This window comes from Rhodococcus sp. 14-2483-1-2, assembly GCF_002259405.1.
Taxonomy (GTDB): Bacteria; Actinomycetota; Actinomycetes; order Mycobacteriales; family Mycobacteriaceae; genus Rhodococcoides.
The window spans coordinates 230,942-245,430 of record NZ_NPFW01000007.1 but is presented as its reverse complement, the minus strand read 5'-3'; the positions used below and the strand labels follow the sequence as shown (position 1 = coordinate 245,430).

At 63.3% G+C, this 14,489-nt stretch carries 13 protein-coding genes; 10 read left to right on the top strand and 3 right to left on the bottom strand.

What is annotated here, in order from left to right; translation table 11 throughout:
* The first annotated feature begins 18 nt into the window (after nt 1-18).
* The 3 genes from CH295_RS05810 (at nt 19) to CH295_RS05800 (ending at nt 2,844) form a co-directional block, all read left to right on the top strand.
* Nucleotides 19-1,299, top strand: coding sequence for a hypothetical protein (locus CH295_RS05810; protein WP_094740023.1), 1,281 nt, complete (start codon nt 19-21; stop codon nt 1,297-1,299).
* A 177-nt stretch (nt 1,300-1,476) separates the two neighbouring features.
* On the top strand, nt 1,477-2,442 hold the full coding sequence (locus tag CH295_RS05805; protein ID WP_371828453.1) for an alpha/beta hydrolase: 966 nt from the start codon (nt 1,477-1,479) through the stop codon (nt 2,440-2,442).
* A gap of 105 nt (nt 2,443-2,547) precedes the next feature.
* Nucleotides 2,548-2,844 carry a hypothetical protein gene (locus CH295_RS05800; RefSeq protein ID WP_032376174.1) on the top strand — a complete coding sequence of 99 codons (297 nt, stop codon included), beginning with the start codon at nt 2,548-2,550 and terminating at the stop codon, nt 2,842-2,844.
* A gap of 52 nt (nt 2,845-2,896) precedes the next feature.
* Here CH295_RS05800 and CH295_RS28585 read toward each other — a convergent pair whose 3' ends face one another.
* A complete protein-coding gene (locus CH295_RS28585) occupies nt 2,897-3,487 on the bottom strand; it encodes a CsbD family protein (RefSeq protein WP_094740292.1) in 591 nt (196 codons plus the stop codon).
* A gap of 302 nt (nt 3,488-3,789) precedes the next feature.
* Between CH295_RS28585 and CH295_RS05790 the strand changes: the two genes are divergently transcribed.
* Together CH295_RS05790 and CH295_RS05785 are read left to right on the top strand one after the other, a co-directional pair.
* A complete protein-coding gene (locus CH295_RS05790; protein ID WP_288143176.1) occupies nt 3,790-4,989 on the top strand; it encodes a lipid-transfer protein in 1,200 nt (399 codons plus the stop codon).
* Nucleotides 4,986-5,450 carry a hypothetical protein gene (locus CH295_RS05785; protein ID WP_141216961.1) on the top strand — a complete coding sequence of 155 codons (465 nt, stop codon included), beginning with the start codon at nt 4,986-4,988 and terminating at the stop codon, nt 5,448-5,450. Before CH295_RS05790 ends, CH295_RS05785 begins: the two co-directional genes overlap by 4 nt.
* A gap of 25 nt (nt 5,451-5,475) precedes the next feature.
* Here the strand turns inward: CH295_RS05785 and CH295_RS05780 are convergent, their stop codons facing one another.
* Nucleotides 5,476-6,150 (bottom strand): TetR/AcrR family transcriptional regulator, encoded by a 675-nt coding sequence (locus CH295_RS05780; protein WP_094740021.1) that lies wholly within the window; start codon nt 6,148-6,150, stop codon nt 5,476-5,478.
* Between the two features lie 144 nt (nt 6,151-6,294).
* Here CH295_RS05780 and CH295_RS05775 point away from each other — a divergent pair, with 144 nt between their 5' ends.
* The 5 genes from CH295_RS05775 to CH295_RS05755 are packed head-to-tail and all read left to right on the top strand — an operon-like array spanning nt 6,295 to nt 12,999.
* Entirely contained in the window at nt 6,295-7,215 is a 921-nt protein-coding gene (locus CH295_RS05775; protein WP_094740020.1) for an alpha/beta fold hydrolase, read from the top strand.
* Between the two features lie 2 nt (nt 7,216-7,217).
* On the top strand, nt 7,218-8,096 hold the full coding sequence (locus CH295_RS05770) for a metal-dependent hydrolase (RefSeq protein WP_094740019.1): 879 nt from the start codon (nt 7,218-7,220) through the stop codon (nt 8,094-8,096).
* Nucleotides 8,093-9,199 carry a PDR/VanB family oxidoreductase gene (locus CH295_RS05765; protein ID WP_094740290.1) on the top strand — a complete coding sequence of 369 codons (1,107 nt, stop codon included), beginning with the start codon at nt 8,093-8,095 and terminating at the stop codon, nt 9,197-9,199. Before CH295_RS05770 ends, CH295_RS05765 begins: the two co-directional genes overlap by 4 nt.
* A 42-nt stretch (nt 9,200-9,241) precedes the next feature.
* Complete coding sequence (locus CH295_RS05760; RefSeq protein WP_094740018.1) at nt 9,242-11,023, top strand: N-acyl-D-amino-acid deacylase family protein; 1,782 nt, start codon at nt 9,242-9,244, stop codon at nt 11,021-11,023.
* Nucleotides 11,020-12,999 carry an SDR family oxidoreductase gene (locus CH295_RS05755; RefSeq protein ID WP_094740017.1) on the top strand — a complete coding sequence of 660 codons (1,980 nt, stop codon included), beginning with the start codon at nt 11,020-11,022 and terminating at the stop codon, nt 12,997-12,999. Before CH295_RS05760 ends, CH295_RS05755 begins: the two co-directional genes overlap by 4 nt.
* A gap of 86 nt (nt 13,000-13,085) precedes the next feature.
* On the opposite strand, the gene CH295_RS05750 is transcribed toward CH295_RS05755, so the two are convergent.
* Complete coding sequence (locus tag CH295_RS05750; RefSeq protein WP_094740289.1) at nt 13,086-14,435, bottom strand: lipase family protein; 1,350 nt, start codon at nt 14,433-14,435, stop codon at nt 13,086-13,088.
* Nucleotides 14,436-14,489: the final 54 nt, after the last annotated feature.

The window sequence follows — 14,489 nt, the reverse complement described above, 5'->3', positions numbered from 1 at the left end:
CACCTCTAGGTTGAAGGCATGATCGCGGATCGGTACGGGCCCGTTGCGGCAACGGTATGCGGTGGATTTGTTGCCGGATACTCGATCCGGGAATCGCTCGGCCAGGATTCGTTCCACATCGAGTCCTCGGGTAAGTGGTACGGGGCATTCGTCACCGCGCAGTGGGCAGGCTCACTCGCCGTGATGGCCGCTGTGGTCGTGCTCGCGGAAATTCATCGCCGCCGCCCCCGGGTGTCGGCCGCGGTGGCCGCGGCGCTCGGGGCGGTGGTGATTGCACTGCCGTCGTTCGTGCCGATCGCTGCCAATCAAGCGGTGACCACCAACGCCCTCGGCGCGGGCGCTTTGGTCGGCGTATGCGGTGTCATCGCCGGCGGACGCAGACTTCCGTCTGCCGGCATCGCAACAGGGCTGCTGGGCTCCATGCTGTTCTACAACGCGATCTCTGCGCTACGCGGACCGCGTGAGGGTCGGTGGATGGACAGTTTGGCACCGCAGTACGTCGAATCGACCGTCCCCCTGCTCGTTCTCCTCGTGACCGCAGCGCTGCTGTTCACGATGGCCAGGCGAGCACACGTCACAGGATTCGAGGCGTCCGATGCTGCAGTCGTCGGCGTACTCGCCTTCGTGTACCTGATCGTCTACACCTACCTCGGTGACACGACGTCGACCACCAGAATGTGGATCTTCGCCGTCACCATTGCCGTCGCACTGACCTACGCCGTCGTGCTGAGCCTCGACGGTCGGGACGGCCGATACCTGATGCTGGGGTTGGCGATCGCGGCGTCCGGGGTCAACTCGCTGGGATGGTCGGATGCGTCGTGGTGGATATTCGCTGTCGCCGCTGTGCTGTTCGTCGGCGCGATACGGGTGGGCCTGCACCGAGACCTGTCGACCCTCGCGCTCGTGTTGCTGGCCGCGGTCACGGCCTCCGGTCTGTTCGCGATGATCGACGACACTGCGGTCAATGTCTTTGGTGCCGTTGCATATTGCACTCTTTATCCCGTCGCCCTCGGCCTGACGGTCGGATCCATGCAACCGATGCGCGCGGTGGCGTCGAGTATCGGGCCCCTGATCCCGTTCGCGCTGACGCTGTTCTGGGTCTCGGCTCCGGTGCCGCCGCGGGAGTTCGGATGGACGGACGGCACGCCCGACGACTATGTGCGCCCCATTGTCTCGCTGTATTCGCCGCTGCCCGTGGGTGTGGTGGTCGCGGTGATCGTCGTAGTGGGTTGTCTCCTCGTCATTCGCCACCACGACCGAGAGCATCACGATCGCGTCTCGGATTCGTCCGGTCCATAACGCTCGGGACGTTTGCTCGAGGTAACGTCACCTCATCTTCGGCCGATGTAGAAACTCGACCGGTGTAACTCGACGAAAAGGTGAAACAGCGTGCCACGATCTCGACGACACGGCTTCCGGCGAATCGGTTCGGCTACGGCCGTCGCCCTCGCAGTGGCGATTCTTCCGACCGCGCTGATGACGCCCGTCGCGTCCGCAGACGAACTGCCTGCGGCCACGACGCAGTCGAGCAACGGATCGCGGATCGAGTCGGTGAACACCCTCGACAACCGCCAGGTTCAGCTCCAGGTGTACTCGGCGTCGATGAACCGCACCATCCCCGTCACGGTGCAGCGCCCCGCCGACGAGAGCGTGTCGCGTCCCGTGCTGTACCTGCTCAACGGTGCAGGCGGCGGCGAGGATGCCGCGTCGTGGCAGTCGCAGACCGACGCCGAGGCCTTCCTCTCGGACAAGAACGCTTTCATCGTGACTCCGCAGAAGGGCAAGTGGTCCTACTACACCGACTGGCTGCAGGACGATCCGAAGCTCGGTAGCAACAAGTGGAGCACCTTCCTCGGTGAAGAACTGCCCCCGCTGATCGACGCCCAGTTCGACACCAACGGCCGCCAGTCGCTCGCAGCGCTGTCCATGACGGGCACCTCGGTTCTCAACATCGCGATCAAGTACCCGGGCAAGTTCACCGGCGTCGCTGCGTACAGCGGCTGCGCTCAGACCTCCGACCCCATCGGTCAGCAGTTCGTCAAGCTCGTCGTCGAGACCTACGGCGGCGGCAACGTCGAGAACATGTGGGGACCGCTCGACGGCCCCGTGTGGCGCGAGAACGATCCGCTGCTCAACGCCGAGAAGCTCCGCGGCACGCAGATCTACATGAGCACCGGCAGCGGACTGCCCGGTGCCCCGAACGACACCTACGCCAACCCGCGTCTGAAGAACGACCCGGCAACGCTCGCCAACCAGGTCATCGTCGGCGGCGGCATCGAAGTTGCCACCAACTTCTGCACCTCGAACCTGGCCAAGCGCCTCGACCAGCTCGGAATCCCGGCCACCGTGGACTTCCGCCCGATCGGAAACCACTCGTGGGGCTACTGGCAGGACGACCTGCACAACTCCTGGCCGTTCCTGGCAGGATCGCTCGGCATCTGATCCACACGACACCGAACAACGGCCACTTGCACCTCGTGTGCAGGTGGCCGTTCTTCGTTGTCAGGGGCGGTGGTTCGGTGCGCGAATCGAACGTATGATCGAACGATGGCACGGCGCGCACAACCTCGACCGGCGTCTGCCGTGCGCCCCTTCAAGCTGCTCCGGCCGCCGCTGAAGGTCTGGATCGACCTCAACATCCTCTACCCGCTACCGCCGCACCACGCCTCGAAGTTCAACCCCGAGGGGTTCGATGTGCGACGCGTGGTGCCGGGAGATCTGGTCGAATGGTCCATCACCGTGGACGGGGATTGGCTCGGCCGCGTCACGTACGAGTTGATGTCGCGTGACCGAAGCGAAACCGTCACGCACTGGGTCCCCAGCCGGGCACTGAAGCCGCTGTAGAGACGAGAAAGCCCCGCCTCGATGGAGGCGGGGCTTTTCTGCGCAATTACCTTCAGGAGCTGTGCTTGCGGGCCTTCTTGGCGAGCTTGCGGGTGGTGCGCTTCGACGGCACGAACAGGTGCGCAGCGCTGTTGCGACGGTTGCGTCGACGGATCAGCACGAACGCGACAGCGCCGGCAGCGGCTGCGATGGCGGCGATGACGGGGGTGCCGACCTTCGCGGCCTGGGCGACGTCGTCGCTGTCGATGTTGCGAACCGTGTTCCTCACGTCGTCGGCGACGGCGGAGGCCTTGTCGGCTGCCTTGTCGGCGACCTGGGAGGCCTTCTCCTTCACGTCGTCGGCATCGACGTTGGCGACCTTGTCCTTGACGGTGTCCTTGACGTCCTCGGCAACGTCGGCCGCCTTGTCGGCGACGTCGGAGGCGGCATGCTTGGCCTCCTTGGCTGCGCCGGCAGCGGAATCGGCAACATTCTCGGCCACGTCGGAAGCCTTGTCGGCGGCCTGGTGGGTGTTGGCCTTGGCCTGGTCGGTGGCACCTTCGGCGCGGAGGCTGTCGTCACCGGTTGCCTCGCCTGCCTTCTCCTTCGCAGTCCCGGCCAGTTCTTCTGCCTTGTGCTGAGCCTTGTCGATGAAGTCGGCCATATCGGTGCGTACCTCTTTCGTGTAGGTCGTCTCCGGACATCCGGAGCTGGGGGGCGTCGCGGAGGACGCCGATAAGTATGAGTCGAACCGGCTGCTCCGAAACATACGTCCGACGGGAGTGTGATGGGTCACTATCGACCGGGCGCACTCGGCGTTGTGCATTGTGTCCATCCAGGCGGTCGAAATGTCGGTGAAGTGCACCTGTCGAAAAGATCGGTTCTACGCCACAGTCGACGGGTGTCCGCACGGATGCGCCGACCGCCACCGTGGTCGATTCCATGTCGAGGGGAGCGCCCAGAACCGTGAGCGGCAACAGAGTGTTCGTCATCGGCGTCGGGATGACCAAGTTCGAGAAGCCCGGCAGCAAACCGGGGTGGGACTATCCGGACATGGCCCGGGAATCCGGTACCGCGGCCCTCGCCGACGCAGGTGTCTCCTACGCAGACGTCGAACAGGCGCATGTGGGGTACGTGTACGGAGATTCGACGTCCGGTCAACGCGCCGTCTACGAGCTCGGCATGACCGGCATTCCGATCACCAACGTCAACAACAACTGCTCCACCGGATCGACGGCCCTGTATCTGGCGACTCAGACGATCCGGGGCGGCCTCGCCGACTGCGTCCTGGCGCTCGGGTTCGAGAAGATGCAGCCCGGTTCGCTGTCGGTGGCCTACGAGGATCGAGCCATGCCGCTCGGGCTGCACATCCAGGCCGAGGCAGAGCTGTTCGACTTCCAGTTTCCGGCCGCGCCCTGGATGTTCGGCGCGGCGGGGCGCGAACACATGGACAAGTACGGCACGACCACCGACCAGTTCGCGCGGATCGCGGTGAAGAACCATCGCCATTCGGTGAACAATCCGTACGCGCAATTCGACGACGAGTACTCGCTGGACGACGTCACGGCATCGAAGATGATCTACGAGCCTGCGGGATTGACACGCTTGCAGTGTTCGCCCACCTCCGATGGATCCGGTGCGGTGATACTCGCAAGTGAGGCATTCGTGGAGCGGCGTGGACTGTGGGATCGGGCGGTCGAAATCGTGGGGCAAGCAATGGTCACCGATCTGCCGTCCACGTTCGACGACCACAGTGCCATCAGCATCGTCGGCGCGGACATGACCCGTCACGCAGCTCGAAAAGTGTACGAGCAAGCGAACATCGGCCCCACCGACATCGATGTCGTCGAATTGCACGACTGCTTCTCGGTCAACGAGCTGTTGACCTACGAGGCTCTGGAGCTGTGCGACGAGGGCATGGGCGGGACGTTGATCGATCAGGATCTGACGACCTACGGCGGCACCTGGGTGGTCAATCCCTCCGGTGGACTGATCTCCAAAGGTCATCCCCTCGGTGCCACCGGTCTGGCCCAGGCCAGCGAATTGACGTGGCAGCTGCGTGGGACAGCCGGGGACCGTCAGGTGCCCGGTGCGCGAATTGCTCTGCAGCACAACATCGGGCTGGGCGGTGCTGCGGTGGTGACCGCCTACCGTTCGGTGATGTGAAGCCTGGGCGCCACGCGGTGCCGGACTTGCTGACGTTGAACAGGGATCGCGTTCGTCGCCTCGACGGCTTCTACGATGTGGATCGCTTCACCCTCGACGACGAAGCGCGAACTCACATGCAGCACTGGCTCTTTCGAGCTGCAATCGATGTCGGGGCGATAACGTGGGATATCGCGAGGTGGGGGCATCCGGAATTCGTTGCGGTGTTCGCGCATCGGAATCAACACGAACTCGAATTCGCGATAGTCTACGACGTTCGGTCGGCACCTCCGGTCGTGTCCAGTGACGTGACGGCTTACCCTGCGAACGCTCGCTCGCTGTCCGGCGACGCATTCGCTCGCCTGCCTTCGACTCTGATTCCCGATCCTCCGACAGAGTTGGCGTGGCTGGCGTATCTGGTCTGCCGTTTCAACGATCTGCATCGTCGCACCGCAGCGCTGGTGGACAGGTGGCCTCGATGAAGACCACGAGTGTCTCAGCGGCATCTCATTGCTTGAGCTTCGCCAGGATCACGAACACAGGTTCTTCCGGGTCGATCTCGACGCCGGTTCGCTCCAGGAAGGCTCTCAGGAGTCCGCCGATCAGATCGGTCAGCTGGTCCACGAACCGATCGATATCCATGGTCTCGGATTCCTCTTCGAGCCACAGATCCGTCGTCGCGACGATCGCGCCCACTGCGGCGCGACTGGTGAATTCGACACCCTGGTTGTCGAGCCCGATCGACGTCAACACGGAGGTGGCAACACCGGCGAATCGGCGTGCAACGTCCCTGCCGATATCGAAGGTTCCTGAAGAACTGTCCTCGGTCCACGAGCGTGATTGGGCCAATGCGCGGAATACGTTGGGGTGTCGATCCACGACGTTCGAGTAGCCACGCAGCGCGTGGCGCAATGCCGACGATGGAGCGTCCAGAAGAAAGTTGAAGTCCGCAACGGCGAGTTGATACACCTCGTCGGCCATGCGTTCGCCGAGTGCGGAGAGCAGGTCGGACTTATCCGAAAACTGTCGGTACAAGCGCGGTTTCGTCGATCCGGCCTCACGAGCAATGGCGTTCATGCTCGGATTCGGACCATCGGCATCGATGACTCGGATCGCAGCATCGACGAATTCCTCGCGGGCGCGGGTCTGCCGGGAGTTCGGAGATCTTCGAGAGTCGGGCACGGCGGTCAGTCTAGGACGCTCTCGCGAGCTCGGTGTTGTCCGACAGGGGTTGACATACCGCGTCGGACTGCGCCATGGTGTAGCCGTAACCGCCGGTAACGAAAAGCGTACCGACGGTCCATTTCACTGAGGAGCGTCCTGCCGATGCCAGTCTCCTACGACCGGTCGTTTCAGCCACAACACAGAACGGTGGAGGTAACCGGTGCGCAGCTGTCGGTATTCGAGCAGGGAAACCTGCACGGTCCGACGGTGATTCTCGTGCACGGGTGGCCGGACACCCACCACCTGTGGGACGGCGTCGTGCCGGGTCTGGTGGATTCGTTCAGGGTGGTCACCTACGATACCCGCGGTCATGGACGGTCCACCTCGCAAGGAACTGTCGCCGAGATGCGGATCGAGCAGTTGGCGGACGACTTCCTCGCTGTCGTCGACAGCGTTCGGGCCGATCGACCCGTTCATGTTCTCGCGCACGATTGGGGATCGGTGCAGGTGTGGGACGCCGTATGCAGGCCAGGAGCCCATCGGGCCGTCGCATCGTTCACGTCGATCTCGGGACCGAGTCTCCATCACATGGGTCGGTGGATGCAGTCACGGCTCGCCGCGCGAACCCCGATAGCGCTGTGGCAGTGGTTCACTCAAGTCATCTCGGGCATGTACACGCTCTTCTTCATGTCGGGGATTCTGTCGAGGACCTTCTTCAGGGTCTTCGGGACGCGGTATCTGTGGTCGTTGTTCCTGCGCATCGTCGAACGGGTCGACCGTCGAGACATCCACCTGGCAGAGAGTTTCACCGACGACATGGTCTCGGGTCTACGGATATACCGGGCCAACATCTTCCGCACCGTTCTGTTTCCGAGCAACCGTTTCACCTCGGTGCCGACCCAGTTGCTGATACCCACTCGCGACCCGGCCGTTCGCCCGGCCTCCTTCTCGGACATCGACCAGTGGGCCGCCGAGGTCGACATCCGTCGAGTGAAGTCCGGGCACTGGCTTCCCTTCAAGAACCCCGAGCTGGTGGCCTCGGCCACAACAGCTTTCATCGACAAGCACACAGCAAAGGATTAGCCGTGGACCCCCTCGATCCAGGTGTCGTCTCGCTCACCGCGCGCAACGTCGAGTTCGATTGGACGGACACACCTCTGCACTGGCTTCCCGACGAGCCCGTGGCCTCGCACACCATCAGCGCCCTGAACTTGTTGCTCCCGGAGGGCGAGCGGTGGTTCTGCGCCACGTACGCCGAAGCCCTCCCGTTGATCGAGGACGACAGGCTGCGCGAAGACGTCCGTGGCTTCATCGGACAGGAAACGATGCACGCCGAGACCCACAATGTGGTGCTCTACGACTTTCTGGACACCCATGGCGTAGATCCTCGGCCGTTCGCTGCGCAGGCAGAGTTCTTGATGCGACGTGTTCTCGGTCCGCGCCCCGGCCGCTCAGCGAAAGGTCAACGCCAGCAATTGGTCGAACGTATCGCGTTGATCGGTGCCATCGAGCACATGACGGCATTTCTGGGTGACTACGCACTCAATTCGCAGTGGGACGATCTGGGCGGCGACCCCACCATGATCGATCTCTATCGATGGCGCGGCGCCGAGGAGGTCGAGCACCGGAATGTCGCACACGATGTCGCCCAATACTTCGGTGTCGGTTATTTCCGACGCAACATTGCCATGATCATCGCGTTCGTCGGGTTCTTGGTGCTCATGCTCCGCGGCACGAAGTACATCGTTCGACAGGACCCGTCGTTGAAGAACAGGGGATACCTTCGCATCTTCGTTGCCTGGATGGGTGCGATGAGGCGTGACGCATTGCCGTCGCTCGCGCATCTGACCTGGGGAGTCGCGCGATATCTCAAACCTTCCTACTCGCCGGAACACGAGGGCAGCACCGCGCAGGCGGTGGCCTACCTGGCATGGTCTCCAGCCGCGCGAGCAGCTGCGCGATGACAAGCGCGCTTCCGGTGCCCACGGCCGTGCCGCCGGATCTGTACGGACGCCGCCGTCGGGATCTGTTTCTCGGTGTCATCTCCACCCTGATGAACGCGCACATGGCAGCAGTGGGTCGGCTCCGCAGGACTATGCCGGCCGGGCAACCGGTGGACAGGTCCCTCGCGGTCGTTGTCAGCGCCCGTAGCGTCGAGGCCCGCGACGACAACGTCGTCGCCTTGACCTTCACCCGACCGTCAGGAGGCGCTCTCCCGCCGTGGCGACCCGGCGCACACATCGATCTCACGCTGCCCTCGGGGCTCCGCCGTCAGTATTCGCTGTGTGGAGATCCGGCCGACGCGGACCGATACAGGATCGCTGTACGGCGAATCCCCGATGGCGGGGGCGGGTCGGTGGAAGCGCACGACGTTCTGGACGTGGGGACCGAGATCGTGATTTCGGAACCGCGCAACGCGTTCGCTTTTGCCGTGCCGGGCTACGGATCGCCGGCCCGGCATCTGCATTTCGTTGCCGGCGGTATCAGGATAACCCCCATCCTGCCCATGCTGCGCCTCGCAGACAGCCTCGGCATCAGCTGGTCGATGGTCTACACCGGTCGCAGCACCGACTCGTTGCCGTTCGTGCCGGAGGTGCTCGCATTCGGTGACAAGGTGACTGTCCGCACCGATGATGTCGACGGCCTACCGACCTCCGCCGAACTTCTCACCGGCATCCGCCCGTTCGCAGCGATCTATGCCTGCGGACCCGCGCCGATGATCGGTACGTTGCGGACCGGTGCCGACGCCCTGGCCGACTGCGAGTTCCATTTCGAGAGATTCTCGGCACCGACGATCGTCGACGGTCGAGCGTTCACGGTCGAGCTCGCCCGATCCGGTCGAGTCGTCGACGTGCCCGCCGACGTCTCTGCACTCGACGCGATCGTTGCGGCGCAACCCGACACCACGTACTCCTGCAGACAAGGTTTCTGTCGCACGTGCATCGTCGGAGTGCTGAGCGGTACACCGGATCATCGCGACGGCGCTCTGACCGATGCCGAGCGAGCGGACCACATGCTGATCTGCGTATCACGCTCGCAGGGCGAACGGCTCGTGCTCGACCTCTGACCCTTTTCAGGACCACATTCCGAACCAGAAGGAGCACCAACGATGCACGACTTCGATCTCGTCGTAGAGAACGGGCTGTGGTTCGACGGCACCGGTGCCGAAGGGCGGATGCGCAACCTGGGCATTCGCGACGGACTCGTTGCCGAAATCTCCGCCGACCCGCTTCCCGTGGGTCGTGACACCGACGTTCTCGATGCCCGGGGAAAGTGGGTGATGCCCGGATTCGTCGACATACACACGCATTACGACGCAGAGGTACTCGTCGATCCACTGCTGCCCGAGTCGGTTCGGCACGGGGTGACGACCGTTGTCATCGGCAATTGCTCGCTCTCGACCGTGTTTTCCACCCCGGAAGAATGTGCGGATCTGTTCAGTCGAGTCGAGGCGATACCTCGTCAGTCGATGCTCGACATTCTCGACGATCACCGAAGCTGGACGAGTCCCTCCACCTACGTGTCGGTACTCGAATCGCTGCCGCTCGGTCCCAATGTCGCGGCGTTCATCGGTCATTCCGACATCCGTACCACGGTCCTGGGAATGTCCAAGGCCACCTCGACCGGCTACCGCCCCAGCGCATCCGAGCTCGATGCAATGGGTGACATGCTCACCGAGAGCCTCGATGCCGGGTTCCTGGGCCTGTCGTCGATGACCAACAAGCTCGACAAGATCGACGGCAAGGAATTCCGGTCCAGGTCACTGCCCTCGACGTACTCGCGGTGGCGCGAACTGCGTTTCCTCAACCGGATTCTGCGTGATCGCGGACGAATCCTGCAGAGCGCACCGACCATCAACTTTCATCCCAACATCGCCGCGTTCTTCGCCGAGAGCTCCGGTTTGAGCGGCCGCCCCAAGCTGAAGACGTCGTTGCTCTCGGCAGCGGATTCCAAGGCGTATCCACCGATCGTCTACCTCATGCTTGCCGTGGCTCCGCTGCTGAACAAGTTCGCCAAGACCGACTTCCGCTGGCAGCACCTACCGGTTCCGTTCACGGTATACGCCGACGGTATCGACCTCGTCGTGTTCGAGGAGTTCGGTGCCGGCGCCGCCGCATTGCATCTGCAGGACGAAGTGGAACGAAACGAGCTGCTGCGCAACGAGAATTACCGCCGATGGTTCCGCAAGAACTACGACGACAAACTCAGCCCTCGTATCTGGCACCGAAATTTCTACGACGCGGTGATCGTGGCGAGTCCCGATGCATCCATGGTCGGCAAGACATTCGGCCGACTAGCCGATGAGCGGGGAATCCACCCCGTCGATGCCTACCTCGATCTGGTTGTGCTGTACGGAAAGTCGCTGCGTTGGCGGACGACGATAGCGAACGACCGGCCCAAGTATGCGGACAGACTGGCCCGAAGTTCCGGAGTGCACATGGGTTTCGGCGATGCCGGAGCACATCTGCGCAACATGGCGTTCTACAACTACCCGATTCGATTGCTGAAGCGAGTGCACGACACCGGCTTCATGAAGGTCGAGCACGCCGTGCACCGACTGACCGGTGAACTGGCCCAGTGGTTCGGAATCGATGCCGGTCATCTACGGCTCGGTGACCGTGCCGATCTGGTGATAGTCGACCCATCGGGACTGAACGCGAGTGTCGACGGCGTGTACGAGGCGCCGATCGCGCAATTCGGCGGAATCTCTCGCATGGTCAACCGCAACGACGAAGCGGTCGACGCAACCGTCGTTGCCGGAGAAGTCGTGTTCCGCGGCGGGCGATTCACTGCGGGCAAGAACGGCGGTAAGACCGGCCGCTTCCTCAGAGCCGGTGCGTATTCCAGAGACATCGACTCGACCGAACAATTGATCAGGAGTGCACTGTGAGCGTCAATTTCTTCGTCACCGGCGGAACCGGATTCCTCGGCAGGCGAGTGGTCCAGGAGATACTCGATCGGGATCCATCGGCGTCGGTCCACGTGCTGGTGCGAGCGGGATCGCTGGATCGCGTTGCGTCCCATCACCGGGTGCTGCCGATCATCGGGGATCTCACCGAACCGGGTCTCGGTATCGACGACGGGGTGTTGCCGGACCGTCTCGATCACGTCGTGCATCTCGGTGCGGTCTACGACCTGACCGCGGGTGACGATCAGGCCGTGACGAACGTGGAGGGAACACGCGAGGTAGCGCTCCTGGCCCTGCGCACCGGTGCCGTCATGCACCACGTGTCGTCCATCGCAGTCGCGGGCGATTTTCGGGGACGATTCACCGAGCACGACTTCGATCTGGGGCAGGGCTTTCCGACTGCCTACCACCGCACCAAGTTCGAGGCGGAGAAGCTCGTGCGAGGCATGGACGGCCTCGAGTGGAAGGTCTATCGCCCGGCAGCGGTGATCGGAGATTCGAGAACCGGCGAGATGGACAAGATCGATGGTCCGTACTACTTGTTCGGCGCGTTGAAGTTGCTCTCCGCGCTCCCTGCCGGTCTTCCGGTGGCTGTGCCCGCTATCGGTGCGACCAATCTGGTTCCGGTCGATGTGGTCACTCGCGCGCTGGTGCATCTGATGCTCGCCGACACCGGGACGGAGCGGGTGTTCCATCTCGTCAACCCCACACCTCAGCCCGTGTGCGAGGTGTACAAGGCATTGGCTTCTGCGGCCGGAGCTCCGCATCCGGTCGCCTCGCTGCCCGGGTCCGTGGGGCGATTCGCGTTGCGAAATCCTCGTCACCGGCAACTGCGGCTGCTCCGGTCGGCGGTACTGAGACGTCTGGACCTACCGAGCGTCGTGCTCGAGCACTTCGCGATCCCCACCGAATTCTCCTCCGCGATAACGTCGTTGGCCCTGAGGGGGAGTGACATCACGTATCCGCCGCTTGCCGACTACGCCACCGGTCTGTGGACGTATTGGTACAACCACCTGGATCCCACTCGCGCCCGGCGCCCGTCCACCCGGGGGCCGTTGGTGGGCCGACACATCGTCATCACCGGGGCGTCGTCGGGCATCGGCCGCGCGACTGCGATCAGGGTGGCCGAAGACGGCGCCCTCGTCGTACTGCTGGCCAGAAACGAAGAACAGTTGATGGCAACGGTGAACGAGATCCGCAGCAACGGTGGGCGGGCGTTCGGTTACGTGTGCGACGTGACGGACGCAGAGGCCGTGGACGCCACCATCATTCGTATTCTCGCCGACCACGGTCACGTCGACATGCTGGTCAACAATGCCGGCCGATCCATTCGTCGCTCTCTTGCTCGGTCGACGGATCGGTTCCACGACTTCGAGCGAACCATGGCCGTGAACTACTTCGGTGCCGTCAGAATGACCATGGGTCTGCTTCCGCAGATGCAGGCACGCAGATTCGGCCACGTGGTCAACATCTCCAGTGCTGCGGTGCAGAATCACGCGCCCAGGTTTGCCGCCTACGTGGCGAGCAAGTCGGCACTCGACGGATTCAGCGAGGTGGCAGCGACCGAGCTGTTGCACGAAGGGATCACGTTCACGACCATCCACCTTCCGCTGGTCGATACGCCGATGATCTCCCCGTCCGACGGCTATCACGCGGGACCGATCACGAGTCCCGAGACGGCGGCCGCCATGGTGGTGCGGGCTCTGGTCAAGCGACCTCGGAGAATCGACGTTCCTCTCGGCACGATCGGCGAATGGGGACATACGTTCACACCGCGCTTGAAGCTGTGGATCGCGAGCGCCATGCATCAGGCCATGGGTGACTCGCCCGCGGCCAGAGGCGCGGCATCAGCAGAGATCGAACAGGTCGAGATCGCATCCGCGTCTGTTCGGCGTGATAAACACGTGCACAAGCCGTTTCGTCGTCTCGCCTCCATGGTTCCCGGTGCGCAGTGGTAGACCTGACTCACGGATTCCGACTTCTGTGAAAGCAATGCCCATCCCGCTACGACGGGATGGGCATTGCGCGCTATCGCGTCGATGCGTCAGCGAGGCGAATGCTCCTGCGGTGCAAGTGAGTTACCCGGAGCGATTCGGCCGCAGTTGCTCGGAGCGGGCCGATCTGCGAATCGATCCGTCAACCATGCCAACGCGCCTGGAAGCCACAGAGCCGCGCCGACGGTGTGGCTGATGGTGTTGTACTCATCGTACTGAATGGACAGACCTGCGTCGCAGTACTTGTTCATCAGACTGCGGACGTCACCGGCCACCATGACACCGTCACCGGGTCCGGTCCCCATCGGCCCGGGCAGAGTGCCCTCGAGAATGCCGTTCGAGGCCTGCGCCACGAACATCGGGATCGTGGGAGTCGGAGCCTGGGCCATGTTGATCTTGTTGACCACATCGACGAACTCGGGAACCGAGTTGGGGTCGGAGTACTCGGGCATGACCACGTCCGCCCACTTCAGGCCCGGATATTGGAACAGTACGTTCAGGATCGACGCGTCGTCCACGTGCGCGAAGAGATCGCGTCCGCGGTCGTTGTAGTACGGGGTGAAGTCGATGTCGTAGGCACGGCCGAGGCCGATGATGGCCATTCCTGCCACGCCGGCCCATCCGATACTTCCTTCGATGTAGCGCAGATTCTTGGCCGGATCGACCAGCAATCCGCCCTGGGCGGCACCGATCAAGTTGTCGTTGATGTCGGGTGCGTAGCTGGGGGCGAGGATCGCCGCCCAGTTGGTCGCGATCGCGCCACCCGAGTACCCGATCAGCCCGATCTCTGCTTTGTCGCCGATGCCCGTTTCCGCTACGTGTTGGGACGCCCTCAACGAGTCGAGAGTCATCTGCCCGTACTCGGGTCCCGCTGCGAAATTCGCTGTGGGGCCCTGCGTATCGGCAACGACGACGGTGTATCCGAGTAGGAGGAGAGGTGCCAGGACGGCCGCTTCGGCCGAGGCGACCACGCCGCCGACTTCGACGTTCCGACCGCTCGGCGTCAGACCGAGCAGCGGTGTGTTTCCGGCTACGGCGCGTGAGGGGCTGTCGTCGGGATTGAGTGAGTCGTAGGCGGATTGATACGCAACCACCTTGTCGGGTTGCGCGTTCGGCGGCCGCAGAACGGAGGTGACGTTCGCGGCGGGACGGCCCTGTGAGTCAGTCGAGCGGTACAGAATCTGGATCGCTTGCAGGGGCGTCGGCACGTTCACCACGTGATAGGGGACGGTCCGAGTCGCCAACACGGCACCGGGCTCCAGATCCGCGAGCGCAGCTGCACCGGAGTACCGGAAGAACGGATCCTGAACCGGCGCTGCCGTTGCCGTCGGTGCGGCGACGATTCCGACAGCCCCCACGCAGGCAATCGCCAACAGTTTCCGGAGTGTTGAACCAACCATTCGATCTCCCCCGACTCGCACGCCTCCCATTGTGAGGCGTATCACGTGTTGTTA